General features: G+C 34.7%; 21 protein-coding genes and 1 pseudogene. 15 read left to right on the top strand and 7 right to left on the bottom strand.

Annotated features, from left to right (window positions below):
- Window positions 1-3: 3 nt before the first annotated feature.
- From AACZ49_RS04855 to AACZ49_RS04830, 6 genes are all read left to right on the top strand, one after another.
- Window positions 4-933, top strand: a complete 930-nt coding sequence (locus AACZ49_RS04855; RefSeq protein WP_339652262.1) for a glyoxylate/hydroxypyruvate reductase A — start codon at window positions 4-6, stop codon at window positions 931-933.
- Between the two features lie 98 nt (window positions 934-1,031).
- Complete coding sequence (locus tag AACZ49_RS04850; RefSeq protein ID WP_339652260.1) at window positions 1,032-2,543, top strand: DEAD/DEAH box helicase; 1,512 nt, start codon at window positions 1,032-1,034, stop codon at window positions 2,541-2,543.
- Window positions 2,544-2,759: 216 nt separating this feature from the next.
- Window positions 2,760-4,970, top strand: a complete 2,211-nt coding sequence (locus tag AACZ49_RS04845) for a hypothetical protein (protein WP_339652258.1) — start codon at window positions 2,760-2,762, stop codon at window positions 4,968-4,970.
- Between the two features lie 235 nt (window positions 4,971-5,205).
- Entirely contained in the window at window positions 5,206-6,447 is a 1,242-nt protein-coding gene (locus AACZ49_RS04840) for a glycosyltransferase (protein ID WP_339652257.1), read from the top strand.
- Window positions 6,448-7,034: 587 nt separating this feature from the next.
- A complete protein-coding gene (locus AACZ49_RS04835) occupies window positions 7,035-7,922 on the top strand; it encodes an RICIN domain-containing protein (RefSeq protein WP_339652255.1) in 888 nt (295 codons plus the stop codon).
- On the top strand, window positions 7,919-9,754 hold the full coding sequence (locus tag AACZ49_RS04830; protein WP_339652254.1) for an adenylate/guanylate cyclase domain-containing protein: 1,836 nt from the start codon (window positions 7,919-7,921) through the stop codon (window positions 9,752-9,754). Before AACZ49_RS04835 ends, AACZ49_RS04830 begins: the two co-directional genes overlap by 4 nt.
- A gap of 1,171 nt (window positions 9,755-10,925) precedes the next feature.
- Here the strand turns inward: AACZ49_RS04830 and AACZ49_RS04825 are convergent.
- Window positions 10,926-11,687 (bottom strand): SDR family oxidoreductase, encoded by a 762-nt coding sequence (locus AACZ49_RS04825; protein ID WP_339652253.1) that lies wholly within the window; start codon window positions 11,685-11,687, stop codon window positions 10,926-10,928.
- A gap of 135 nt (window positions 11,688-11,822) precedes the next feature.
- Window positions 11,823-12,116 (bottom strand): phosphatase PAP2 family protein, encoded by a 294-nt coding sequence (locus AACZ49_RS04820; RefSeq protein ID WP_339652251.1) that lies wholly within the window; start codon window positions 12,114-12,116, stop codon window positions 11,823-11,825.
- Between the two features lie 501 nt (window positions 12,117-12,617).
- Between AACZ49_RS04820 and AACZ49_RS04815 the strand changes: the two genes are divergently transcribed.
- Window positions 12,618-13,460 (top strand): 1,4-dihydroxy-2-naphthoyl-CoA synthase, encoded by an 843-nt coding sequence (locus AACZ49_RS04815; protein ID WP_339652249.1) that lies wholly within the window; start codon window positions 12,618-12,620, stop codon window positions 13,458-13,460.
- Window positions 13,461-13,745: 285 nt separating this feature from the next.
- Here AACZ49_RS04815 and AACZ49_RS04810 read toward each other — a convergent pair whose 3' ends face one another.
- Window positions 13,746-15,080 carry a serine hydrolase gene (locus AACZ49_RS04810; RefSeq protein ID WP_339652247.1) on the bottom strand — a complete coding sequence of 445 codons (1,335 nt, stop codon included), beginning with the start codon at window positions 15,078-15,080 and terminating at the stop codon, window positions 13,746-13,748.
- A gap of 84 nt (window positions 15,081-15,164) precedes the next feature.
- Entirely contained in the window at window positions 15,165-15,566 is a 402-nt protein-coding gene (locus AACZ49_RS04805) for a DUF2452 domain-containing protein (protein ID WP_339652246.1), read from the bottom strand.
- 111 nt (window positions 15,567-15,677) lie between these two features.
- Here AACZ49_RS04805 and AACZ49_RS04800 point away from each other — a divergent pair, with 111 nt between their 5' ends.
- From AACZ49_RS04800 to AACZ49_RS04785, 4 genes are read left to right on the top strand one after another with little or no spacing between them, the layout of a single operon-like run.
- On the top strand, window positions 15,678-17,183 hold the full coding sequence (locus AACZ49_RS04800; protein WP_339652244.1) for a VCBS repeat-containing protein: 1,506 nt from the start codon (window positions 15,678-15,680) through the stop codon (window positions 17,181-17,183).
- 5 nt (window positions 17,184-17,188) lie between these two features.
- Window positions 17,189-17,599: a hypothetical protein gene (locus tag AACZ49_RS04795; protein ID WP_339652243.1), complete on the top strand. Its 411-nt coding sequence runs from the start codon at window positions 17,189-17,191 to the stop codon at window positions 17,597-17,599.
- A gap of 10 nt (window positions 17,600-17,609) precedes the next feature.
- Window positions 17,610-18,281 (top strand): peptidoglycan recognition family protein, encoded by a 672-nt coding sequence (locus AACZ49_RS04790; RefSeq protein ID WP_339652241.1) that lies wholly within the window; start codon window positions 17,610-17,612, stop codon window positions 18,279-18,281.
- A 23-nt stretch (window positions 18,282-18,304) separates the two neighbouring features.
- Window positions 18,305-19,768, top strand: a complete 1,464-nt coding sequence (locus tag AACZ49_RS04785) for a M14 metallopeptidase family protein (protein ID WP_339652240.1) — start codon at window positions 18,305-18,307, stop codon at window positions 19,766-19,768.
- 71 nt (window positions 19,769-19,839) lie between these two features.
- On the opposite strand, the pseudogene AACZ49_RS04780 reads toward AACZ49_RS04785, so the two are convergent.
- Window positions 19,840-20,268 (bottom strand): annotated as a pseudogene (locus AACZ49_RS04780) (OmpA family protein); the annotation flags it as partial.
- A 103-nt stretch (window positions 20,269-20,371) separates the two neighbouring features.
- Complete coding sequence (locus AACZ49_RS04775) at window positions 20,372-21,463, bottom strand: VWA domain-containing protein (protein ID WP_339652239.1); 1,092 nt, start codon at window positions 21,461-21,463, stop codon at window positions 20,372-20,374.
- Between the two features lie 220 nt (window positions 21,464-21,683).
- Between AACZ49_RS04775 and AACZ49_RS04770 the strand changes: the two genes are divergently transcribed.
- Window positions 21,684-22,310: a nucleotidyltransferase family protein gene (locus AACZ49_RS04770; RefSeq protein WP_339652238.1), complete on the top strand. Its 627-nt coding sequence runs from the start codon at window positions 21,684-21,686 to the stop codon at window positions 22,308-22,310.
- Window positions 22,300-23,403 (top strand): amidohydrolase family protein, encoded by a 1,104-nt coding sequence (locus AACZ49_RS04765; protein ID WP_339652237.1) that lies wholly within the window; start codon window positions 22,300-22,302, stop codon window positions 23,401-23,403. The genes AACZ49_RS04770 and AACZ49_RS04765 overlap by 11 nt, the downstream gene beginning before the upstream one ends.
- Before the next feature lie 2 nt (window positions 23,404-23,405).
- Here AACZ49_RS04765 and AACZ49_RS04760 read toward each other — a convergent pair whose 3' ends face one another.
- Window positions 23,406-23,552, bottom strand: coding sequence for a hypothetical protein (locus AACZ49_RS04760; protein ID WP_339652236.1), 147 nt, complete (start codon window positions 23,550-23,552; stop codon window positions 23,406-23,408).
- A gap of 143 nt (window positions 23,553-23,695) precedes the next feature.
- Here AACZ49_RS04760 and AACZ49_RS04755 point away from each other — a divergent pair, with 143 nt between their 5' ends.
- Both AACZ49_RS04755 and AACZ49_RS04750 read left to right on the top strand, forming a co-directional pair.
- Window positions 23,696-24,184: a sigma-70 family RNA polymerase sigma factor gene (locus AACZ49_RS04755; RefSeq protein ID WP_339652235.1), complete on the top strand. Its 489-nt coding sequence runs from the start codon at window positions 23,696-23,698 to the stop codon at window positions 24,182-24,184.
- Window positions 24,185-24,187: 3 nt separating this feature from the next.
- The gene (locus AACZ49_RS04750; protein WP_339652234.1) at window positions 24,188-24,787 is read left to right on the top strand and encodes a hypothetical protein; all 600 of its coding nucleotides are present in this window, start codon (window positions 24,188-24,190) and stop codon (window positions 24,785-24,787) included.
- The last annotated feature ends 3 nt before the right edge of the window (window positions 24,788-24,790 follow it).

Genomic DNA, 24,790 nt, shown 5'->3' with positions numbered 1-24,790 from the left:
AATATGGCAATTGTAATAATTAGACAGGACCACAAAATTGAACTTTGGCAAAAGGCGTTAGAAAAGACTGACCCTTCACTACAAGTTTATAGTTTTTTAGAGGAGCATCCGAAAGATGAAATTACCATGGCCATCACCTGGAAACATCCTTCTGGTTCACTTTCAGGGTATCCAAATTTAAAATGTATTGCATCGGCTGGCGCTGGTGTCGACTATTTATTTGAAGATGCTACTCGCCCTAATGATATTCCTATTACACGTATTGTTGACCCATTTTTAGCTAGTGACATGTCTGAACATGTTTTGGCGGTGATTTTGGCTCATCTTAAAAATCTGAACACCTATAAAGTAAAACAAATAGCGAATGTTTGGGAACCATTGGAATATCTACGGATAAAAGATGTAACAGTTGGTATTTTAGGTCTCGGTGAATTAGGTGCTCTTACGGGTACTGACCTTACCAAATATGGATTTAAGGTTCAAGGATGGAGTCGTAGTGCTAAAAATATTGAGAACGTTACCACATTTTTTGGCCCTGATTCATTGTCAGAATTTCTTGAATCCACTGATGTTTTGGTTTGTTTGCTACCGTTAACTACCGCTACGAAAGGTATTTTGAATAGAGGACTACTGTCGCAGCTACCTAAAAATGCATATGTTATCAACGTTGCGAGAGGCGGACATATGGTAGATGAAGATTTGTTAGCGTTAATCGATAATGGACACTTATCCGGGGCTTGCTTAGATGTATACCATACAGAACCATTGCCAACATCACATCCATTTTGGAAACATGAAAAAATACACATGACGCCCCATTATGCAAGTGTTTCGGATACCAATTCCGTTATTCCCCAATTTGTAGAGAATTATAAACGATTGCAATCTGGTGAAAAACTTCTAAATATGGTAGATATGAACAAGGGGTATTAATATGGTGTATATTAATATTTTTATTTCATATACCCATAAAAATCCCATAATTTTATAAGGTTTTTGCATTATTAACATAATTAACGCCTATACACCTTTTGAAGCTACAGAAAGATAGTACTGAGAAGACCTTATACGATTATCAAGAGGAAGATCTAAATACGATTTTTAATTATTTGGACGATAATGGTGATAATTCAAACTTACTTTACCAATTACCAACAGGTGGTGGTAAAACCGTTGTGTTCTCCGAAATTGCAAAACGTTACATAGAACGCACCAAGAAAAAGGTAGTTGTACTTACCCACCGTATAGAATTGAGTCAACAGACTTCTAAAATGCTGAAGGGGTTTGGGGTGAAGAATAAGATTATAAACAGTGAAGTTAAAGAGTGGCAAGACCAGAATGAGTATATGTGCTTTGTGGCAATGGTCGAAACACTGAACAACCGATTGCAAGAAGAAAAAATAGAAATAAATAATATAGGTCTTGTTATTATTGATGAGGCACATTATAACTCTTTTCGCAAGCTATTTAAGTTTTTTGAGAACTCCGTAATTCTTGGCGTTACTGCAACTCCTCTTAGTTCAAACATTAAGCTTCCCATGAAAGACAACTATAAAAAGTTGATTGTGGGTGAATCTATTGAATCGTTGATTCAGAAAAAGTTCTTGGCTAAAGCTAACATGTATAATTATGATGTTAGTCTTCAAACTTTAAAATTGGGTATTAATGGTGATTACACCGTAAAATCTTCTGATGAGCTTTACGGTAACTATAGTATGCTTAATAAATTGGTAGCGGCTTATAATGAAATAGCAAAAGGTACAAAAACACTTATTTTTAATAATGGAATAAACACATCAAGATACGTATGCGAAACATTTAAAAAGGCAGGATACAATATTCGCCATCTTGATAATAAGAATAATGCATCTGAGCGTAAAGAAATTCTAAAATGGTTTAAAGAAACACCCGATGCTATTCTTACCTCGGTTAGTATTTTAACCACTGGTTTTGATGAGCCTAGTGTTGAAACTATTATTCTTAATCGTGCTACACGTTCACTAACACTTTATTTTCAAATGATTGGTCGTGGATCTAGGTATTTACCCCAAAAAGAAGAGTTTAATGTAATAGATATGGGTAATAATGTTGCTCGTTTCGGACTTTGGAATGCAGGTATTGACTGGCAAGAGATATTTCATTTTCCAGATTTTTATCTGGAAAACATTAAGAATGATGAGGACATTGAAAGGGAATTTGTTTACGAAATGCCAGCGGATTTAAGGGCGGAGTTTGCAAAATCTATTGAAATTGATTTTGATATTAAAGCTGAATATAAGAAGAGTTTCGCAAATGGTGAAAAATCTAAATTAGTATTGGAGAAAAGTATTGAGCAACACGCAAAAATATGTGTTGAGAATGCTGAAGATGTTTTTGATGCTCGAATTTTAGCAAAAAAACTGAAAGAAGAAATAAAATATAGAGTTCGTCAATATTCATATTGTATCATGAACAATACCAAGAACTACAAAGAGTGGTTAGAGGAAGATTATGAACGTAAATTGCGTTCAAATATTTCTAAGAAGTTCGCCGCAAAGATGTAGGTTTTATAATTGTTGGGCATTAGAAGTTCGAAAAAAGCCAAACCTTAACATTAATATCTTCTATTGTATATTCTAGAATTTCATTGACTACCCTGGTAATTCTATAATCTTACTTACATACCATTACCAGATTTCCAAAAAATAAACGTAGGGTGATCAAAATTCAAGTAAGATGGTTAAATTGATGTGCTTTAACCACAAGCATAACCAACGCAAATGAAAAATCACCTTCTCTCGTTCGTCATTTTATTATCACTTATTTTTTATGGCATAGTAGGATATCATTTTCTAACGGGGTGGCATCCTTTGGTAATGATGTTCATTGGTATTGTTTTAGGTGTATTAATTAACCTAGCTGTTTACGGACTATTAAATCTACTCTTAAAAGTATCTCATAAAATCCCCGTAAAATTTATTATAGCTATTTGTAGCGGTATTATTGGTTTTATTATTTTAAAAATTTTCGGTTTTGGTTGGCCTACACTATTCTATAGCGCGGTTACAGCGCTGGGTATTTTATTTTGCATTTCACTGTTTTTGTTTCAACGAAAGAAAACATTGCTGTCTACCTTATTTTTTGGAGTGTTTCTAATTGGTGTCGGTTATATTCTATTTATTTTGGCTACACCTGGTTCTGATCCTTTTGATAAGGAAGTTCCTTCGGCTTTTAAAGAAGACGGTACGTTTCCACCCTCCGAAGTACTATTTGAAAACCCTGCTGCTAATGGTTCTTACGAGCTACAAACGTTTACCTATGGTAGCGGTGTGGATAAACAAAGGGAAGAATTTGCAACAGGAGTAACCTATACGACCAGTTCGGTTAATGGGAAATGGCTTATCCCTGATTGGAAGGATAAAAAGAAAAAATGGCGTGAACGCTATTGGGGTTTCGGTGCTGAAAACTTCCCTATAAATGGTCGGGTTTATATGCCAGAAGGTGAAGGGCCTTTTCCGCTGACACTTATCGTGCATGGTAACCATAGCATGATTGATTATTCTGATGATGGGTATGGCTATCTAGGTCGTCTTTTGGCCAGCAGAGGAATTATTGCTGTGTCTGTTGATGAGAATTTCTTAAACGCGCATTGGTCCGGTGATTTTATGGGTAAGGAAATGCCTGCCAGAGCTTGGCTGCTTTTAAAACACCTAGAACAATGGAATAGCTGGAATTCAGAAATTGGTCATAAACTAGCAGGTAAAGTTGATATGGAAAATATCATGTTAGTAGGTCATTCTAGAGGTGGAGAGGCCGTATCTATTGCTGCAGCATATAATAAATTGCCTTATTTTCCTGATGAGGCGAAAGAGAAATTCGATTTTAATTATACTATAAAAGGTGTGGTTGCCCTTGCGCCTACGGATTATAGATATAACCGAAAAATTATTTTAAAGGACATCAACTTTTTAAGCATACAAGGCTCGTATGATGCTGATGAAGTCAGCTTTTGGGGTATGCGGCCCTATCGCAGGTTACAGTACACCGATTCCATTTCTAGGTTTAAATCTGGGGTGTATATCCATCATGCCAATCATGGGCAGTTTAACTCAACTTGGGGTAATGCAGATTTTGGTGCCCCGTCTAAATGGTTATTGAATCTTGAACCGTTACTCAAAGAAGAGCAACAGCAAGAAACCGCCAAAATTTTTGTGAGTGCTTTTGCAGAAGCAACGCTAAAGAATAAGCTAGAATATAGTACTATTTTTAAGAATGTGTCTGTTGCAAAAAAATGGTTGCCTATGGAGCATTATTTAACGCACTTTGAGTCTTCTAAATTACAAACGATAGCTGATTTTGAGGAAGATTTAGATATAACCACTGCTAAAGATAGTACTACGTTACAAGCGACGGATTTAGCGTTATGGAAAGAACAGATTTTACCTACCCGCGACGAGCATAGTCAAGAGAATAGTGGAGTTATCTTGGGTTGGGATTATGAAGACCCCAAAAGTTCGGCCAAGAAAGGAGTTTATGAGGTTAACCTGTCTAACGCCGTAATATCGTTTTTTACGCCAGAAGCAAGCTTACAGCTTACATTAGGGGCAGGTAAACATGATTGGTTAAATGTAAACCTATCGGATGAAGAAATAGAAGAGAAAAAGGATGATGAAGAACGGGAGGTTCCGCAGTTGGATTTTACCATTCAGTTGACCGATAAACTTGGCCAATCTGCCGCTATTAAGGTCAGTGATATAAAAGGGATTCCTAAGCCCTTAAAAACCCGCTTTACAAAATTCAAATTTTTAGATAAAGAAATGATTGGCGATGATTGGGAAATTCAATTACAGACCTATCATTTTCCCTTACCTATTTTTTTGCTAAAAAACCCCGACTTTAACATGGAACACATAAAAAGTCTAAAATTCATATTTGACCAAACCGATTATGGTGTAGTCGTAGTCGATGAGATTGGTGTAAGTAGATATTAGTTGTTGGTTGTCCGTATTTAGAAAATTACTAAGAGGGCACCCTGCGTGTAGTCAAAGGTATCGGAACACACAAGGGTTTTCTATTGGACTCATTCTGACAGAATTATTGAAAACAGATACTGAGAACTGTGAACTGACACTGAAAACTGAAAACTGAAAACTGAAAATTAATACTGTTAATTGCTAACTGTCCATCCTTTCACGTACTTTGTACTAAATACAAACAACCATCTCGTTGACTGACAATAATACCCTCCTTGTAATTGCTTTAGTGTGGCCAGAACCTGCTTCTACAGCTGCCGGTGTGCGAATGATGCAGTTATTAGATGTATTTCAAAAGCAAGAATATTCTATTACCATAGCTTCTGCAGCGTCTAAATCGGAGTTTTCATTTGATTTTGATTCCTTAGGATATAAGATGAAAGCTATAAAAATGAACGATAATTCTTTTGATGTTTTCGTTAAAGAATTGAATCCTAATGTAGTGCTGTTTGACCGATTTTTGACCGAAGAACAATTTGGGTGGCGTGTTGCAGAAAATTGCCCTGATGCCATACGAATATTAGATACCGAAGATTTACACTCACTTCGTCATGTTCGGGAACAATGTTTTAAAAAGGGGATAGTATTTACTATAGACACTTGGTTAAAAGATGATAAAACTAAGCGAGAAATTGCCAGTATTTATCGTTGCGACCTTTCTTTAATTATCTCAAGTTTTGAATGGGAATTATTGACCAATGTCATTAAAATTAGTAAAAGTCTTTTTTTGTTACTGCCCTTCATGGTAGATGAAATTACTCAAGAAACGAGTTGGAAGGCATTTGAAGAAAGAAACGATTTCATATTTATTGGTGGTGGAAAGCATGCTCCAAATATTGATGCAATAAAGCTAATGAAAACTACGATTTGGCCTTTATTACATGCGAAATTGCCAGAAGCCAAATTGAATATTTACGGTGCGTATTTACCACAACAAATACTGGAAATGCATAACCCAAAAGAGGGATTTTTTGTAAAGGGCAGGGCAGAAGATGCTGATCAGGTCATGAAAGCAGCAAAAGTATGTTTAGCACCATTACGTTTCGGTGCCGGTATTAAAGGTAAATTGTTATCTGCGATGCAAAACGGAACACCTAGCGTTACAACAACCATAGGAGCAGAAGGTATGCACGGTATTTTAGAATGGAACGGATCTATTGAAAATGACCATACCGCTTTCGTTGAAGCTGCAGTTGAATTATATACCGAACTGCAGACATGGAAAATGGCCCAAGAACAAGGAAAAAACTTGATTAACAGTTTGTATTCCAAAACTAACTTAGGCTATATTTTGGAGCAAAAACTGGAACATCTTCAAAAGGAGCTAACAATGCACCGTAGACAAAATTTTATTGGTTCTTTACTACAGCACCATACCATGAGTGCTACCAAATTTATGGGAAAATGGATCGAGGAGAAGAATAGGGATGTTTAGGGATAGGTTTCGTTATCGGTGAGCTAAGAGGGGTTTCAATTCCTTTTAGCGGATGATAATGAAGTTCGATGTTTCAAAATAAAAATCAAGGATGGCCCTACAGCATCTGTAAGAAGTTATTAACGTAGAACCATATTTTAATGCCCTTCCTTATAAATTTCCATAGGTAGCTATTGGGATAATTGAATGGAAGGAATTTTCAGTTTACTCCATTTAAATTTTAATCCCCAAAATTAGTAGCCGCCAAAAAATTCTTCTACGATAGTTGAGGAAATATAGTGAATATAGTTTCACAGATGAAAATCATGCCATAACCACGAAAAATTGATATTTCAGAAAACTTTTATGAGCTTGTTATGTCAGAATTTGCTCGCGGATATTCAGGCAAAATTTATGTTAAGAATCGTGGTAACGTGAATGTGCATTTTGATATGGCGTAAAAACTGTAAATCCGAAAATAGCTTCGGTAATAAAATAGATACTTTCGGACAATAATTAAGACCATTCGTCCTAGTTCAATCATCGTGTTTTTATATGTAATCTATATTCATTGGTATAAAATTAGTACTAATCTAAATTATCTAACTATGATTGATACAACAGGGTTTTACAGAATTGAAAACCAAGTTAGCGGAATGTTCTTATTGGCCGGTAGCTGGGGCAAAGTCCCTACCGATAAACTGGTATGGCAGTATGCGCTAACCGACGATATTGGCAATGGTTACTATGATCCCGACGGATTTTTATGGCAGTTTGTATCTGATAATAATGGTTATTATAAAATCGTTAATAAGGTTAGCGGTATGTTTTTATTGGCTGGCAGCTGGGGAAAAGTGCCTAGCGATAGAGCAATGTGGCAATATGCACTTACCGATGGCAATACGAACGGTAACTATGACCCTGACGGATTTCTATGGAGCATTAACGACCAAGGAAACATAATAAACAAAGTCAGCGGATTTGGTTTGTTGGCAGGTAGTTGGGGTGCGTTACCTAGCGATAAAAAGGTTTGGCAATACCCCCTTACCGATGGTGACCCTAATGGGTTTCTTTGGAAATTGATACCTACAATAACCCTTTACGTTGACGCAGATTATGCGACAACCCTTACTACCCAAACGGTCGATACGTATTGTAGTTTTGGACAGGATAAGTCGCAAACCACAAATGAAAATTTTTTACGAAGTGTAAATGTTGGTGATACAGTTATTTGGCGAGGCGAAACAACGCCACCATCTTCAAATGTTATTGATATAACCCAGGTCAAAAAGGAAAATGTTCCGGGTAGTTCAAATGTATTTGGCGGTAATGGTATTTTGCAAGGTATTGGTAATCCTGAAACAGTTACTGGTACAGTGCAAGCAGGTACTGGTGGTGAAAATGAAACCTATACAATATTCTTTAAAGTGAATGGTACAGGTCAACAATTCCAAATTGATCCTAAAATTAAAGTTAATCCACAAACGCAACAATGATTATTAAAATAAAAAAAGTCTGTTTTCTAATAGGCTTTTTTTTAATTATTGGGCAAATTGCAAGAACCCAAGACCAACGTTTCGCTGATAGCTTGGTAGACATTTACTTGTCAGATTCATTGATAGGTAAGGCAAAAATGGAGTTGCTTAGGAAGCTATCCTTTAATGAAGTAAATGATTATTCTAAAAGATTGAATTATGCGGAGGAATTGATACTACTGGCTAGCCAATATAATAACAATGAATACCTGTATCATGGGTATTTTCAAAAAGGAAACTCAAATCAATTTTTGGGGGATTTAGAAGAGGCTGTAGCTTCTTATTTTAAAAGCGCAGAAGTCGCAAAGAAAGAGAAATTGATTTCCGCTGAAGGTAGCGCTTATGGGGCCATTGCAGACATCTATTCAATTTCTGACAATCATACTAACGCAATGCTTTATTATGGAAAAGCTATCGCTAAACTACGTAATACCAAAGACACTGTGGCTTTGGCATCTTTTGTTTTAAATGCAGGTGATGCGCTGCTTGCCAATAAAAAATACGATTCGGCCTTAGCATACTTCAATGAATCTGGAGCACTTTTTGAACAGGTCAATTATGTTACTGGAAAGGCTTATAACCTAGGTAATATAGGGATGGTATATGCCCATACGGGTAAAAACAATCTTGCTGAAAAGAACATCAATGAAGCCATACTAATCTTACAAAAATCTGGCGATTATCATCCCATCTGTGTTTATCTTATATATATGGCCGATATCTATTTGGAAAAAAAAGAGCACCAAACTGCAATTGATTATGCACAAAGAAGTCTTACACTCGCAGAACAGTATGGCTTAAAGGAGCAGATTTCTGACGCTAACCTTAAACTTTCAGAACTTTTTGAGATTATAGGCAAACCTGTAATTTCCTATAAATATTATAAAGACCATATCACCTATAGGGACAGTTTATTAAATATTGAAAGAGTACAACAAATGGCGGATCAGCGTACTGACTTCGAAGTTTCCCAAAAGCAAATAGAAGTAGATCTTGCGGAACAAAGGGAAGAAAACCAGCGTACAATAGCGATTGCGACGGCCATTGCTTTATTTTTGATTGGTCTTCTTGCTGTTGGTTTGTTTCGACGCAATAGGTTTATACGGAAAACTAAACAAATCATTGAGCATGAACGGGATCGTTCCGATAATTTATTGCTCAATATTCTACCCGAAGAAACTGCTCGGGAACTAAAGGAGCATGGTAAGGTAAAAGCCAAAAAACACGACGCGGTTACGGTATTGTTTACCGATTTTAAGGGTTTTACCAGTTATTCGGAAAAGCTCTCACCGGAGGCTTTGGTCGAGACCATCGGATTTTACTTTTCCAAGTTCGATGCTATTGTCGAAAAACACGGATTGGAAAAAATCAAGACCATTGGCGATGCTTATATGTGTGCCGGAGGTCTGCATGGATCGGAAGAAACCCACCCACAGAAAATGATCATGGCAGCAACCGAAATAGCACAATTTGTATTTGATACAAAACATGACGATCAGGCTTGTTCCTTGAATTTTGACATCCGTATTGGAATCAATACAGGTCCGGTTGTAGCGGGTGTGGTCGGCACTAAAAAATTCGCCTATGATATCTGGGGAGATACGGTAAATGTTGCCTCGCGAATGGAAACTATGTCAGAACCGGGAAGGATAAATATTTCCCAAAGCACGTATGAACTTATAAAATCAGATTTTCATTGCGAATATCGCGGCGAAATAGAAGCAAAGAATAGAGGTAAAGTAAAGATGTACTTTGTTAGTGGGATTAAAAAAGAACTATTGACACTAGCTTGATGCAAGTCTGGGGTTCGCTATTTTTTAACTGTTTTAAATTTATTCTTAATAGACATACATTATAGTAAAGAGTCTGCATAATACATCCATAGAATCAACGTAAGGCTTTAATATAACCAGTTCCATAGCGGCGCTTCCGCTCTATTTTTATCTTTTAATTCCAAACAAAAGTATAATCTTCATGGTACCTATGACGAACCTGAGGAGTATTGGAGTATGTTTAGGATTTCACGTTTCCAAAATAATAATTTAGAACATTCTAATATTAATTGTAAGACGTAAGTAAAGCAGAAATAGTTTTTAATTCAACTCTTATAAATTTGCAACAGAAAACTATTGGATAAATAAATTTCGGAAATTTTCTGTTCTAACACACATAATCCGATAGACCCAAAATATTTATTTCTTAATGATGTTGTTAAGTTCCTGGAAAGTATGCATTTTTAGTGTTTACAACTATTATATTCTTCCACCAGGGTAAATTTATCCTCTTTGTTATATAATTTTTGGTTCAGTTTGGAAACTAAGGTGGAGCAATCATGGAAATAGCGCAAGGCACTTGATCTGTAAGATTTAGAAGGTCGTGCTGTTTCTAAGGGAGAGGCAAATACCTCTTCATCACGTTTGACTAAAAATTCGTTCAATTGGTAAATGCTCATTATAAACTGGGAATTATGGGTCATTTTAACCGCCCTGCCATAAAGGGTAACCGGCCCAGTTGTAACAATAAAAAAATTTCTTTTTTATTTTCTGATACTGGTACATAGGTAAAATAAGCAATTCCAGAATCTGGAATATTAAATGTAATTAGATGTACTTGTTCCTTATCATAGGTACTTTTAGTCCCTTTTTATTTATTTCTAAACCTAACTTTGTATTTACCGCCAAAAGCCAATAAATCCTTTGAGACCACCAGTATGCGCATTTCACCCGATAATTTTTCCCGTTCTTTAATGTTAGTTCCCCTTCCGTCCATCTGTATTGGGAAAAGGAAAAAATCGTATTCATTATAACTAAAAGTAACACTAGTGTAATTCGGAATTTACGTCGTATTAGTTATTATATTTCTTACGTTTTATTTTAACATCCTTATAAGAATATAAGTACAGAAACCCTTTACAGTTTACGATAATCATTTAATTAAATAATTAAGGTAATCGTATTCAAAATTTTAAAGCATCATACCTCCAGAAACTTCAATGCGCTGTCCATTGATCCATTTGGCATCATCGGTACATAAAAAGGCAACGATACCGCCAATATCATCGGGTTCGCCTACGCGGCCTAATGCGGTATTATTGGAAATTAGCGTACGTTTTTTATTATTGTCCTTATTCTCGCCACCGCCAAAGTCGGTCGCAACGGCCCCTGGTGCCACTACATTGGCTCTTATTTTTCTGCTGCCCAATTCTTTTGCCAAATACTTGGTAAAGGTTTCCACAGCACCTTTCATGCTACCATAGGCGGAAGAGCCTGGCAATGAAAAACGAGCCAATCCGGAGGAAATATTTATGATGCCACCACCATCATTTAAAAACGGAACGGCCTTTTGGGTCAAAAAGTAAACCCCTTTTATATGAATGTTCATCATTTCATCAAAATCGGTCTCCGTAGTGTCTAAAAATGGCTTGTAAATGCCCGTGCCCGCGTTATTAATTAAATAATCAAAATGGGCATCTTTATAGGTTGCGGACAAATAATCGGACAACTCATTAAAAAAGGCATTGAATGCCGCAATGTTCGTGGTATCTAATTGAAATGCTTTCGCTTTTTGCCCTTGGCCGTTAATATGTTCTACCACTTCCTCAGCAGCATGGCTATTACTGTTGTAGGTGATAATTACATCAATCTCTTTTTCCGCCAATCTAAGAGCCATATTTTTCCCTAATCCACGACTACCACCGGTAATCAAGGCTATTTTGTTCTTTTTCATACTTTTAATATTATAGTATTATGTTCTAGGGTCTCTTCAAAACAGCTCTATTAAATCGAAAATAGGTAGACAGAAAACAACCTATATAAATCCAGCAATAAAGTCTCCGGCAATATCGGATAGGATATGAACCCCTTAATAAATCCAACTTATTCCAAAACGTAAAATAGGCAATACCACCAAGAAAATAAGAGCAAAGTTAGGTACTTTATTCATTTTGAACTTATAGAGCATAAATATTAAAAAGACATAGTTGGCCATGGCGCCCATGGCGTGGCCACTAGGGTAACTTAATGTCTCCACTGAAACCAAATACTCAATTCGCGGTCTAGTGCTATGAATAAACCGTTTCAGCATCATGTTGGACACTGTGGCCAAAGCCAATACCAATGTGGCCTGCAACACATATTTCCATCGTTCAAAAACCATTAAGGAAACAATCAAAAAATAGTCAGAACAACGAGATAGCCACTAAATTCGTCAGCATCGGTTACAAACTTAAAATACTTGGTAAGCCTAGGATTTCTGTAGGAAATAATATAATCTGTTATATGGGTTTCATAGGTGGCAAAACATCTTTTTTCAAAGTTTCATTAAGTTATATAAACAATTTATACCTCCAACAACCACAACTAATGCAATAATTCTGATAATTATAAAAGGTAATGTGGTGTTATATTGATTTAATATATCTGCCAGAAATTGGCGAGTTGTTTTTAAAAAAGAGAAGAGAATTCGATTCATACTTAAAGTACTAATTAATGGCATAAACTTATATGAAATTGCATTGAAACACTATTTCCTATACATTGATAAGTAACTCATTTGAGTGAATGAATTTTGTCTAGCGCATTACTTGATTAGTTTGCATATTTGGTAAGCTGGTAATTGAACCCTTATCTTTATGCCACAATTGAATCGTTAGAAATTATGAAATCACCTAACTGGCAAACGGCCATTGAATTTGAAGATATAACCTATAAAAAATGCGATGGCGTGGCACGAATCGCATTTAATAGACCAAACGTTCGTAACGCATTTAGACCTCACACTACCAGTGAATTGATAAAGGCATTTTATGATGCACAAGAAGATACATCTATTGGTGTGGTATTACTTTCAGCCGAAGGGCCATCAACTAAAGACGGGATATGGTCTTTTTGTAGTGGTGGTGATCAAAAGGCTAGGGGAGAAAAGGGATATGTTGGGCAAGATGGTCAACATAGATTAAATATTTTAGAGGTTCAACGTATGATACGTTTTATGCCTAAAGTGGTGATTGCTGTGGTTCCAGGATGGGCAGTAGGAGGTGGACATAGTCTTCATGTAGTTTGTGATATGACATTGGCCAGCAAAGAACATGCGATTTTTAAACAGACAGATGCCGATGTTACCAGTTTTGACGGCGGTTATGGTTCTGCATACCTGGCTAAAATGGTAGGACAGAAGAAAGCGCGTGAGATTTTCTTTTTAGGAAGAAACTATTCTGCACAAGATGCTTTTGATATGGGAATGGTGAATGCCGTTGTTCCACATAATCAGTTAGAGGACACAGCTTTTCAATGGGCACAAGAGGTTTTGGAGAAATCTCCTATTTCTATTAAAATGTTGAAATTCTCAATGAACCTTACAGATGATGGCATGGTTGGCCAGCAGGTTTTTGCTGGTGAAGCAACTCGATTAGCGTATATGACCGAAGAAGCCAAAGAAGGTAGAAATGCTTTTCTTGAAAAACGTAAACCAAAATTCGGGAAGGATAATTGGCTCCCTTAAATTCGAGGTTTGTTGTTGGTGATTTAGTACCAACTAAATAATACTATAAACCGAACACTTAAAATAAAATAGGCATAAACTAAAAAGAGTCCGATCGGCGAAGAACAGACTCTTTTACGAGAACACTATATGAAAATGAAAAAAATTTAATTCGTTTTTAATAACACTGTAAAGATATAGAGGATGCATAGTTTCTAGAAACTATTGTTGCCATGCAAGAGAAATATGTGGTGTATAACGGTAAAAATGTAGTATTGCTTTAAAATGATTAAAATTTCAACCCATTCATCGAATAGATTGAATAATTTCTTTCAATAAGGTATTGAACTGATTATCTGTCTGCTCTTTTAAACCTGTACGTACCACGACAAGTTCTTTAGAAGGAATAATAAAAATGCGTTGCCCTAGAAAACCATTTGCGGAGTATACCTCACGAGAAATATCGGGATACTTACCTTCTGAATTCAACCAAAAATGTGCACCATACGTTCCATCAGAGTTTTGTGTAGGTCTTGTAACATAGTCTACCCATGATTCAGAAAATATACGTTCTCCGTTCCAATTTCCTTTGTTTAGATATAGGATCCCGAATTTAGCCCAATCTCGTGTAGTAGCCCATCCATAAGAAGATAAAACATAATTACCAACCAAATCGGTTTCTAAAAGCGCGGAGTTCATTCCTATTTTATCAAATAGTGATTGATAAGGAAAATCTAAATATGCTTGATGGTTTTTAAACTGCCCGCGGAGGATACCGGAAAGTAAATTAGAAGTGCCAGATGAATAATTCCAAATTTCTGTCGGAGTTGCTATTACTTCTTTGTTTTTTTGTGCCAAGGTCATATCAGAATCCAAGAAAAGCATACGGGTAACATCAGATATTTTAAAATAATTTTCATCCCAAGATAACCCACTTTGCATACGTAGTAAATTGTTAAGTGTGATGTTAGATTTTAAATTCTTCGTCAGAATTTCGTCAGTAAAAGGTTTGTAATTCATATCGATTTTACCTTGATATTCTAAAATCCCATAAAGGGTAGATAGAATACTTTTGGTCATAGACCACCCTAATATTGGGGTATCCTTAGTAATTCCACGAATGTAACGTTCCCCAATAATCTGATTTTTGTGCACTACTAATAGGGTCCTGGTTTTTTGCTCCGTATCTTTAAAGGCATTAGAGAAAGCCACTTCTAACTTATCATAATCCACGTTTTCTAAAATGGTGTCCGTAACTCCGTTGTTACCATATGGGAAAGGCAAGCTATCCTTTGTTATAAATCTATTGGGAATAAGTTCAAAATTATGTTTGGAAAACTCTTTGTTAGTAAGTACAGCACCAACGCCTTCTTTGTACACAGCGGTTCTTGGCATGAGTCCGTATACTGTGGCTTTAGCTGATTCATCAGCTTCAGAAACTGTACAGTTAGACAAATTTACTAATGGCATATCATTATCGTTCAGGATAATATCTACTGGGTCTCTATCTGCAATATATACGCTAGAAGCCATATTTTTAGAGGCAAACCCCGACATTAGGTTTAACTTTGGATAGTTGAAATATGCGGTTATAATAATCCCGACCAAAGCAATACCTAGAAGCAATTTAATTTTCCTCATTTATACTGCGATTTTTTTTATTTTTTTAAATGTAATGAGATTCGTTTTTAGAACAGGCCCTGTCAATTAAATACCTGTACTTTACTATAATTTCTTCCACGTTTTATCTGCGCTAAGTATAAAACTGCCTATATGGTTAAAATTACATTCTTGCGGTAAAATCAAAGACAGAAATGTGCTTTCATCTTTAGCTTTATATAAATGGTATTCTTTGCCTACAATAGGCTCAAAACTAAATTTGGCACTGTACACTAAATTATTGTATTCAAAATTGTCCATCAATTTTTTATACGCTTTTTGAAGTGCTTCGTATTCAGCTTTAAATTGATTGTTTGCACTTACAATATGTGTGTTTTTCCATGAAGTAACATCTGGCGGAGTTATTTTTGGAGCAGATACACCTGTCGCAAAGGGTGATAACTTTCCATGATATTCTTGGGTTTCTTCATTGAATACAACATTATCTGGTTTTTTTTCTTTATTCATAGTCCTGCAAATTTAAAGAAAAGCCTTCATTTATCACTTGCAAGATTTTAATGGTATAGGTATCTTTCAATCTTATTAAATAATAAGTAAATCATTATAATAACGATGAATTTGAAAACAGTTTTTTATATATCTTTTTTGTTCCTATTTGTTTCATGTGCTACAGAAAATCGTCAAAGAGAAGTTGTTTTATATGAAAATTATTGTGCTAGTTGTCATATAGCGCCGGATATTCAAGATTTACCGAAAGATATTTGGGAAAATAATGTGCTACCTGCAATGGCGGCGCGCATGGGTATTTTAACAACGGAAAACCACCCCTATCATAATCTATCTTTTCCTGAACAGATGGCCATAATAAAAACGGGTATCTTTCCTAGTAAGCCAATTATTGAGGCAGATGATTGGGAGCTTTTAAAAAACTATATTATTGACTTGGCACCTGATAATATTGCCAGCAAAAATGACAGTATAAAAAGTTTACCACTATCTCAGTTTAACAGTAATCCTATTTCTTTGGATAGTGCCGTTGGAAGTTTGTACACCTTTTTAAAAATCGATACAGCAAACAGTACCATTTTAACAGGCACAAGAAAAGGTGAACTAGCATCTTTTGATTTGATAACGAAAGAGAATAAACTTAAAGGGTATTTTAATCGTGCAATTACAGATGCAATGATTATTGGTGATAGTACTTATGTAACAAGTATGGGTTTATTAGTGCCTTCTGAAATTCCGAGTGGTAAAATAATATTAAAGCATAATAATACCTCAGCGTCGATAATGGATTCTCTACATCGACCTGTTCATACCCTTTATATAGATCTTGATAAAAATGGAACAGAAGAGATAGTGGTAAGCGAATTTGGGGACTTGCAAGGAAAGTTGACGTTGCTCGAAAAAAATTCTTATGGTTTTTATAAGGAAAAATCTATTTTGAACATTCCAGGAACACTAAGGGTGATAACAAAAGATATGAATGCCGATGGTAAAAATGATTTAGTCGTTTTAGCTGCACAAGGTGATGAAGCGGTCTATATTTTGTATCAGAAAGAAAATTTGGAATTTGACGTTGAAAAAGTAATTAGGTTTAGTCCTGTATATGGCTCTAGTTGGTTTGAACTGGTAGATTATAATGGCGATGGTTATGATGATATAATTACGGTTAACGGTGACAATGCAGATGAATCATATGTGAGTAAGCCTTATCATGGAATGCGTATTCATTTAAATGATGGCCAGAATAACTTTAAAGAAACTTTTTTTCACCCATTAAATGGAGCAACTCGAGTAATTGCTAAAGATTTTGATCAGGATGGAGATTTGGATTTTACGCTCTTGGCTACTTTTCCTGATTACGAAAATCACCCTGAATACAATTTTGTGTATTTAGAGAATGAAAACAGTGATAATTACACCTTTAGACAACAGCATTTAGCAGATACTAAAATGGCTAGATGGTTCTTAATGGATTCGGCAGATATTGATGGTGATGGTGACCAAGATATTGTTTTAAGTGCATTAACTTATTCATTCACCCCTGTGCCTAAAGAATTGGAAGAGGCCTGGAGCGAAAGTTATACTGATCTTTTAATTTTAGAAAATAAACTACATTAGTAGGTATGGTAAAAAGGATAATCATACTATTCATAAGCTTAACGGTAATTTGCTGTGTAGATAAAAGCTTAGATGAAAAATATGATTGGGCTCCTTTACAAGTTATTGCTACAGCTTATAATTCAATCCCATATCAAACATCCTATGAGCACCCAGGTATTACAGCATATGGAGATTCAATAAAGCCTGGTTTAAAATGGATTGCCGTATCTCGAGATTTGTTAAACAAAGGACTTGTTTACAATACCATGGTCAAAATTGACACTTTCGAAGGGGTATATCTCGTAAAGGATAAAATGCATTCTAGATGGAAGAACAGAATTGATATCTACATGGGAGAGAATGTCAATAAAGCTAAAGAATGGGGAAGAAGAAAAATAACTATTAAATATGCTGTATTAAAGGATAGTTTATAAATATCGATCAATGAGAATCATTTCATATTATTTTTTGCTAATTATACTATTCGTTTCATGTACAACTACAAAAACGATTATAGAACAACCTATTACTTTTAATGATGAACGGAAAATATTAACCTTAGAATATCTTGAGAATAGATATGGCTTAGAGCAAGAAACTCCTCAGATTATTCCTAAAATGATAGTTTTACATTGGACCGTCATTCCTACTTTTGAAAAATCTTTCGAAGCATTCAATCCTGCTAGTTTGCCAAATTGGAGGCCAGATATTAAAGATGTAAGTGGTCTAAACGTATCCTCTCAATTTTTGGTTGACCGAGACGGTACCATTTATAGACTTTTGCCAGAAACTACTATGGCGCGTCATGTTATTGGTCTTAATCACTGTGCCATTGGTGTTGAAAATGTTGGCGGTACAGACGATTTGCCATTAACAAAAGCACAGTTGAAATCTAATATCTGGTTGGTGAAATATCTTAAGGATAAGTATGATATAGATTATTTAATTGGACATTACGAGTATACTCTTTTTGAAAATCATCCTTTATGGCTAGAGAAAGATGATGGTTACCGTACCAAAAAAACGGACCCAGGACCAGATTTTATGTTCAAAGTTAGAAAGGCCGTGAAGAATTTGGAATTTAAAGAATTGCCTAAAAATCCTTCAGAAAATTAATTACAACTTAAATAGAATAGGCCATGAAGCAAATAGTGCTTGCCATAATATGTTCATTCTCTTTGATTGGAATGAGTCAATCAACAGATTTAACATCACAGTTATATGACACCTACGAGAATTATAAAGAAACATCGATTGGTAAAAGACGTATTAAGAGAGCTGATATACAACCCTTAATAGAAAAATATTCTTCTAATATAAAGTTCAAAGTAGCAACGGTTGGTAAATCTATTGGGGGTAAAGACTTGAGTCTAATTAGTATTGGTTCAGGAAAAACAAATGTTTTTCTGTGGTCTCAAATGCATGGCGATGAACCTACAGCTACTCAAGCTATTTTCGATATTCTAAATTTCTTTAATAGTCCAGATTTTAAGGTTGAAAAAGAAGCGATTTTAGCCAATTTAACGGTGCATTTTCTACCCATGCTAAATCCTGATGGGGCAGAGCTTTATCAACGTAGAAACTTATTAGGAATTGATATCAATAGAGATGCATTGCGATTACAATCACCAGAATCTAAAACCTTAAAAAGAGTTCGTGATAGTCTCGATGCTGATTTCGGATTTAACTTACATGATCAAAGTACATACTATAATGCTGAACGCACCGACAAGCCAGCAACTATATCTTATTTGGCACCAGCCTATAATTATGAAAAGGACATTAATGAAACACGTGGTAATGCTATGAAAATCATCGTTTTTATGAATGATATTCTTCAGAAATATGCTCCAGGTCAGGTTGGTCGATATAATGATGATTTCGAGCCAAGAGCATTCGGTGATAATATTCAAAAATGGGGTACAAGTACCATACTTATTGAATCTGGTGGATACCCTGAGGATATTGAAAAACAAGAAATAAGAAAATTGAATTATACGTCAATTTTATCAGCAATTTATACCATCGCTAAAAAATCTTACGAAGCTATTTCAATTGAGGAATATGAAAAGATTCCAGAAAACGACAGAAAATTATTTGACCTTAAAATTATGAATGCCAATTATAATTTAATGGGCAATAACTACATTATTGATTTAGGAATAAATCAAGTTGAAGTAGATTATCCTGAACATAAATCATTTTGGTATAGCAGTCGTATTTTAGACCAAGGTGACCTTTCTACCTATTATGGATATGAAACCTTAGATGCTTCGGCCTTTACGATTAAAGAGGCTAAGGCATATCCGAAAATTTTAAATACGCTAGCAGAAGTAAAGGCATTAAATTTTAATGATTTATTAAAACGAGGTTATGGCTTTGTAAGGATGACCACCATACCTAGTAATGAAATTAACTCTCCCTTTCCTGTTCATTTAATTGGACCTAAATATAAAATACAAGAGTTTAAATTAGAGCCAGGAATAAACCCTACATTTTTTTTAGAAAAGGATGGTACTGTCGAATATGCTGTAATCAATGGTTTTTTAATAGACTTAAAAACAGCATCTATAGAAGTACCAAACAGCATGATTTATAAGTGATAACTTTAAAATTTTAAGCATAAAAAAGGGGGGAGCATTTGCGTCCTCTTTTAATTTTAGAATCGAGATTCTTATAAATTATCTTCTGCATCTAAAGGTGCAAAGAATTTATCCAAGTTTGGCAGAATAATAATTTTTGTTCTTCTATTCATAGCCATGTTCTCTTTAGAATCATTCTCTACTAAAGGTAAAGAACTACTTCTGCCTGAGGCAATTAATTGAGAAGGATCAACACCATATTCTTTCTGTAATTTACGAACAATAGTCGTTGCACGCTTTACATTTAAATCCCAGTTATCAATAACCATAGGTGGGTTGATAGTTCTAGAATCTGTATGACCCTCTACCATAACTTCCATGCTTGGCTCAGACTTGATAACTTCAGATAATTTCTTCAAAATGTTATTTGCCTTGCTGCTAACATTGTAGCTAGCGGTGTTGAATAATAATTCATCAGAAATATTAATCATAACCACTGTCTTATCTATACTTACATTAATACCTTCACCCTCTTCAGATATAGATTGCTTCAATTTTCCTATATGGTAAAACAAAAAAAAGAAGCGTTTTTACGCTTCTTTCTATATTTTAAAAGTATAATAATTATTCACATCCGCCTGTGAACCCACTTGCATTAAACTTGGTTTGTACTGCACCTTGTCTAGAACCGGTATTTAATTCGATAGCCAAATTGTTTTCACCACTACCATCACGTTTAGGGCTACAGTATTCGAATAAGTAATAACTGTTAGCTCTTTCTGATACTTTCTCAGAAATATCTCTAAAGGTTCTTTCTAACTCATCTTTGTTTTGAGCAAATACGCTTGCTGTTTTACCTATGGCAGTTAATACTTGTGTATCAATTTCAGCGCCTAACCCTATACTAAAGAATGAAATATTTGCATTTGCTTCTTTTACCTTCTTTAATGCGGCATCTTCAGTGTAACGTGAAGCTTGGTCAGTACCATCTGTAAAGATTACAACAGAGGCAGCTCCAATTTTCCCACCAGCAGTGGACTTTTTTACTAAATCTGAAGCAATATCGGTAGCCTTAATAACGGCACCATATAAATCGGTAGATGGGTCATTACTAATAGTATTAGTAATACCATCAATTGCTGCTATTAATTCAGATTTCGACGGAGTTAATTCATTTAATAAATGTAAGTTATCTTCACCATCGAACCAGTAAATTGCCATTTTAACAGATTCTTGAGAAGTGGTTGGCATTACAGCATCAATAAAACTAGTAGATGCAAGTTTTAATTCATCAAGGCTACTGCTAAGTACACTATTACTTAAATCTAATACTAATAGAGTATTATTAGAAAAAATCTGTGAATTTGGAGAAATACGAGCAGAAGACTCTGAAGTTGAAATTGTTTTAAAACAATCATCATTTCTTCCTTGTTCGTAAATAGTAAATTGATTTGCAGTTAAACCTGGTACAGGATTTCCACTTGTATCCGATACTCTAAAGAATACAGATACCTTGCCTGGTAGAGTTGTAAACTGTTCTTGTATAGATAAAACTAAATCACCTTGTTCTAAGCCTAAACAATCATCTACTTCCTGACCCTTTCCTAGACCATCACCAGTGTTCAAATCTAGATTTACATCATCATCAGCATTACCACAAGAAACAAGTAGCGTCAGCACAAAAAACACACTTAGGGTCTTTAAAAAAAATTTCATATTCATTAATTATAGGTTCAACTAGCAGAACGGACAAAGTTTATTTAAATTATGGGGATTAAAAAAATTAATGTTAAAGATTGTTAAAGCAGATGTTTCAAATATGTTGAAATGGTCAAAAACCTTATATTTCCATTGGTTATTACGTTAATTACAATAATTTTTTGTAAGTCTTAATCGATTTATTATACTTAAAAATTAAAATAAAAGGCATCTTTCATTGAACGAAAATCTACATGTAGTGGTGCTAATAATGGCAGCGGGAGCGTCTAGACGGATGAAGGGTGTTAAACAATTACTACCCTGGAAAAATTCCAACTTTTTAACGGAAACCATTAATACGGTTCAAAAAAGTAAAGCAAGAACAGTTTCTGTGGTATTAGGCTCAAATGCCGAAAGAATAGAAAGGGAGTGTAATCTAAATCAATTGGGGGTAAACGTTATAATAAATCCCAATTGGGATGAAGGATTGGGTAATAGTATCGCTATAGGTGTAAAAGGAATACTAAGAAAATTTTATGACCTCGATGGTATTTTAATCTGTCTGGCAGACCAACCACTTTTGACTACAGAGTATTTTGATTCGATTATTCGGCAATTCAAAAAAGATACCTCTAAAATAGTGGCAACAAACTATGGTAAACGAGTAGGAGTACCTGCATTATTTCCTCAATTCCTATTTAATGAATTAAAGTGTTTAAATGGAGATCAAGGAGCAAGGGACATTTTGGAGAATAATATTAAAAAAATCGTTTCTATAGATGCACATAATCGACAACTTGATATCGATACAGAAGAGGAGTACCATAAATTAATTACACAAACCAAAATTAAGAATGATGAATAATCTACGTAAATTTCAACTTGTAATCGTAATGGCAGTACTACTTTTAACTGACCTACAGGTTATGGCACAAGAAATGGGTTTTGAAGAATATAATCCTACTTCAACACTTGTAGTTCCAGGGGAAGAAATAACAAGTGCAAAGTTTCCTTTTATAGATGTTCATAGTCACCAAAGAGATATGTCGGTCGAGGCCCTAAATAATTTGATTGTAGATATGGATGTTATGAACGAAGCTATAATGGTCAATCTAAGTGGTGGTTCAGGAGAAAGTCTTAAAGAGAAAATAGACAACATTAATAAAAGTTATCCAAATAGATTTGCAGTATTTGCCAATATAGATTTTGAAGGTGCTAAAGATTTGGATTGGGGTTTAAAGGCCGCAGCACAATTAGAAGAGGATATTAATAATGGAGCAAAGGGATTAAAGATTTTTAAAAGCCTAGGTCTTAGAAATAAGGATTCGGATGGAAAACGCTTAGCGATCGACGATCCAAGATTAGACCCTATTTGGGCAAAATGTGCTGAAATGGGCGTGCCAGTATTAATACATGCTGCCGATCCAAAATCTTTTTGGGATGAAATGGACGCTGAAAATGAGCGTTGGTTAGAGTTAAAGACTCATCCTCGTAGAAAGCGAACGGCTACTGATCCTGCACCATTTGAGCAAATAATACAAGAGCAACATAATGTGTTTAAAAAGCACCCGAATACCAAATTTATTAACGCCCATATGGGTTGGCATGCTAATAATCTTAAAAAATTAGGGGAACTATTAGATGAAATGCCTAATATGAATGTAGGTATCTCTGCAGTTATAGCAGAATTGGGTAGACAACCTCAGAATGCTAGTGCTTTCTTTATTAAATATCAAGATAGAGTGCTTTTTGGAAAGGATAGTTGGAAACCAGAAGAGTTTCCAACCTATTTTAGGGTTTTAGAAAGTAATGATGAATACTTTCCTTATTATAAAAAATACCATGCATTTTGGTCTATGTACGGACTAAATTTGCCTGACGATGTGTTGAAAAAATTATATTATCAAAATGCGTTGAACCTAATTCCTGGTTTAGATACTTCGCTTTTTAAAAGTTAGAACTATACCGTTCTAATTACAACTGTTTCTTCAACGACCGGAATATCTTTAATATCTTGAAAAATACCGCATGATTCTTGCTTTTTAGCAAGTGCTGGGGTATTTTTTCTTTTAGTCAATGCCTCAATCTCTTTGTTTAAAAATTGCATATCAGAATATTTTTTAATTAAACGTATATAAATACTTCATGTTGTTCGAGTTATATATTTTTTACTATAAGTAAAAAAGTTTATACAAAAAGTGTGACAAAATATAATTGCCATATACTAATGGATAAACCAGTAGATTAAATATGTCAAAAGAAACAGTCTTTACTGATTTAATTCGGGAGCACCAAGCACTATTGTACAAGGTAACTTCTGTTTATACAGATAACAATCTAGATCAAGAAGACTTATTTCAAGAAGTGGTCTATCAACTATGGAAATACTTCGATTCATTTCGGCAAGACTCTAAAATTACTACTTGGATGTATCGTGTAGCCATGAATACTGCTATAGCCCACTTAAAAAAGAAAAAGAGAAGACCAAATGTGTTGCCTATTGCTGAGGTACTTATAAAGCAAATTGATTCAATTGATGAAGTTTATGAAGAGCGTTTACATCTTCTTTATAAATATTTGCATCATTTAAACACACTTGACAAAGGATTGATTTTTTTACTACTAGAAGGGAAAAGCTATAATGAAATAGCATTAATAACAGGATTACAAGTTAGTAATGTAGGAACACGTATTTCAAGAATAAAGAAGAAATTAAGAACTAACATGACTAAAAATTAAATCATGGAAATAGAAGAATTACAAGCTGCTTGGTTACAAATGAGTACTGAGTTAAAAAAACAAAAAAAATTAACCGATGATATCATATTGAGTATGACTAAGGAAAAATATCAAAATAAATTTAAAAAGATAAGTACGTATGAAACTATAGGCGCAATTGTATGTTTTAGTTTGGCATTATTAGTGCTAATTAAATTTCACAGCTTAGATACGTGGTATTTGCAAATTTGTGGCCTTTTAACACTTATATTTTTGATTGTGCTACCTGTCCTCGTATTAAAAACCTTAAATAAAATGAAGATGATTGACATTTCTAAAGGTTCCTATAAAGAAAATTTAAGTCAATTCTTAAAAACAAAAAATAGCCTTTTAAAATTGCAAAAATTAGCAATTGGTATTAGTTTTTTCGGACTATCCTTTATAGTGCCTGTTACATCTAAAATTATATCGAATAAAGATGTTTTTCTAATAAGTCTTAAAATAGAGCAGTATATAGCAATGGGTATAGCCATGACATTTGTATATTTTGTATCAAGATTGGGGTATATAGGGTATAAAAAAGTCACTAATTCTGCAGAAGAATTAATTAAGGATTTAGAATAGATA

Origin of the sequence: uncultured Maribacter sp. (assembly GCF_963975365.1) — a bacterium.
In the GTDB taxonomy this organism is placed as follows: domain Bacteria; phylum Bacteroidota; class Bacteroidia; order Flavobacteriales; family Flavobacteriaceae; genus Maribacter.
This window is presented reverse-complemented; position numbering and strand designations above follow the sequence as displayed.

Excerpts from the sequence above, each read along its gene's own strand:
- AACZ49_RS04760 (WP_339652236.1), bottom strand. The coding sequence starts at position 23,552 with ATGCAATTTTTAAACAAAGAGATTGAGGCATTGACTAAAAGAAAAAAT.
- AACZ49_RS04755 (WP_339652235.1), top strand. The coding sequence starts at position 23,696 with ATGTCAAAAGAAACAGTCTTTACTGATTTAATTCGGGAGCACCAAGCA.
- AACZ49_RS04855 (WP_339652262.1), top strand. The coding sequence starts at position 4 with ATGGCAATTGTAATAATTAGACAGGACCACAAAATTGAACTTTGGCAA.
- AACZ49_RS04750 (WP_339652234.1), top strand. The coding sequence starts at position 24,188 with ATGGAAATAGAAGAATTACAAGCTGCTTGGTTACAAATGAGTACTGAG.
- AACZ49_RS04805 (WP_339652246.1), bottom strand. The coding sequence starts at position 15,566 with ATGAATAAAGAAAAAAAACCAGATAATGTTGTATTCAATGAAGAAACC.
- AACZ49_RS04810 (WP_339652247.1), bottom strand. The coding sequence starts at position 15,080 with ATGAGGAAAATTAAATTGCTTCTAGGTATTGCTTTGGTCGGGATTATT.
- AACZ49_RS04790 (WP_339652241.1), top strand. The coding sequence starts at position 17,610 with ATGAGAATCATTTCATATTATTTTTTGCTAATTATACTATTCGTTTCA.
- AACZ49_RS04845 (WP_339652258.1), top strand. The coding sequence starts at position 2,760 with ATGAAAAATCACCTTCTCTCGTTCGTCATTTTATTATCACTTATTTTT.
- AACZ49_RS04820 (WP_339652251.1), bottom strand. The coding sequence starts at position 12,116 with ATGGTTTTTGAACGATGGAAATATGTGTTGCAGGCCACATTGGTATTG.
- AACZ49_RS04785 (WP_339652240.1), top strand. The coding sequence starts at position 18,305 with ATGAAGCAAATAGTGCTTGCCATAATATGTTCATTCTCTTTGATTGGA.
- AACZ49_RS04815 (WP_339652249.1), top strand. The coding sequence starts at position 12,618 with ATGAAATCACCTAACTGGCAAACGGCCATTGAATTTGAAGATATAACC.
- AACZ49_RS04795 (WP_339652243.1), top strand. The coding sequence starts at position 17,189 with ATGGTAAAAAGGATAATCATACTATTCATAAGCTTAACGGTAATTTGC.
- AACZ49_RS04765 (WP_339652237.1), top strand. The coding sequence starts at position 22,300 with ATGATGAATAATCTACGTAAATTTCAACTTGTAATCGTAATGGCAGTA.
- AACZ49_RS04835 (WP_339652255.1), top strand. The coding sequence starts at position 7,035 with ATGATTGATACAACAGGGTTTTACAGAATTGAAAACCAAGTTAGCGGA.
- AACZ49_RS04830 (WP_339652254.1), top strand. The coding sequence starts at position 7,919 with ATGATTATTAAAATAAAAAAAGTCTGTTTTCTAATAGGCTTTTTTTTA.
- AACZ49_RS04775 (WP_339652239.1), bottom strand. The coding sequence starts at position 21,463 with ATGAAATTTTTTTTAAAGACCCTAAGTGTGTTTTTTGTGCTGACGCTA.
- AACZ49_RS04825 (WP_339652253.1), bottom strand. The coding sequence starts at position 11,687 with ATGAAAAAGAACAAAATAGCCTTGATTACCGGTGGTAGTCGTGGATTA.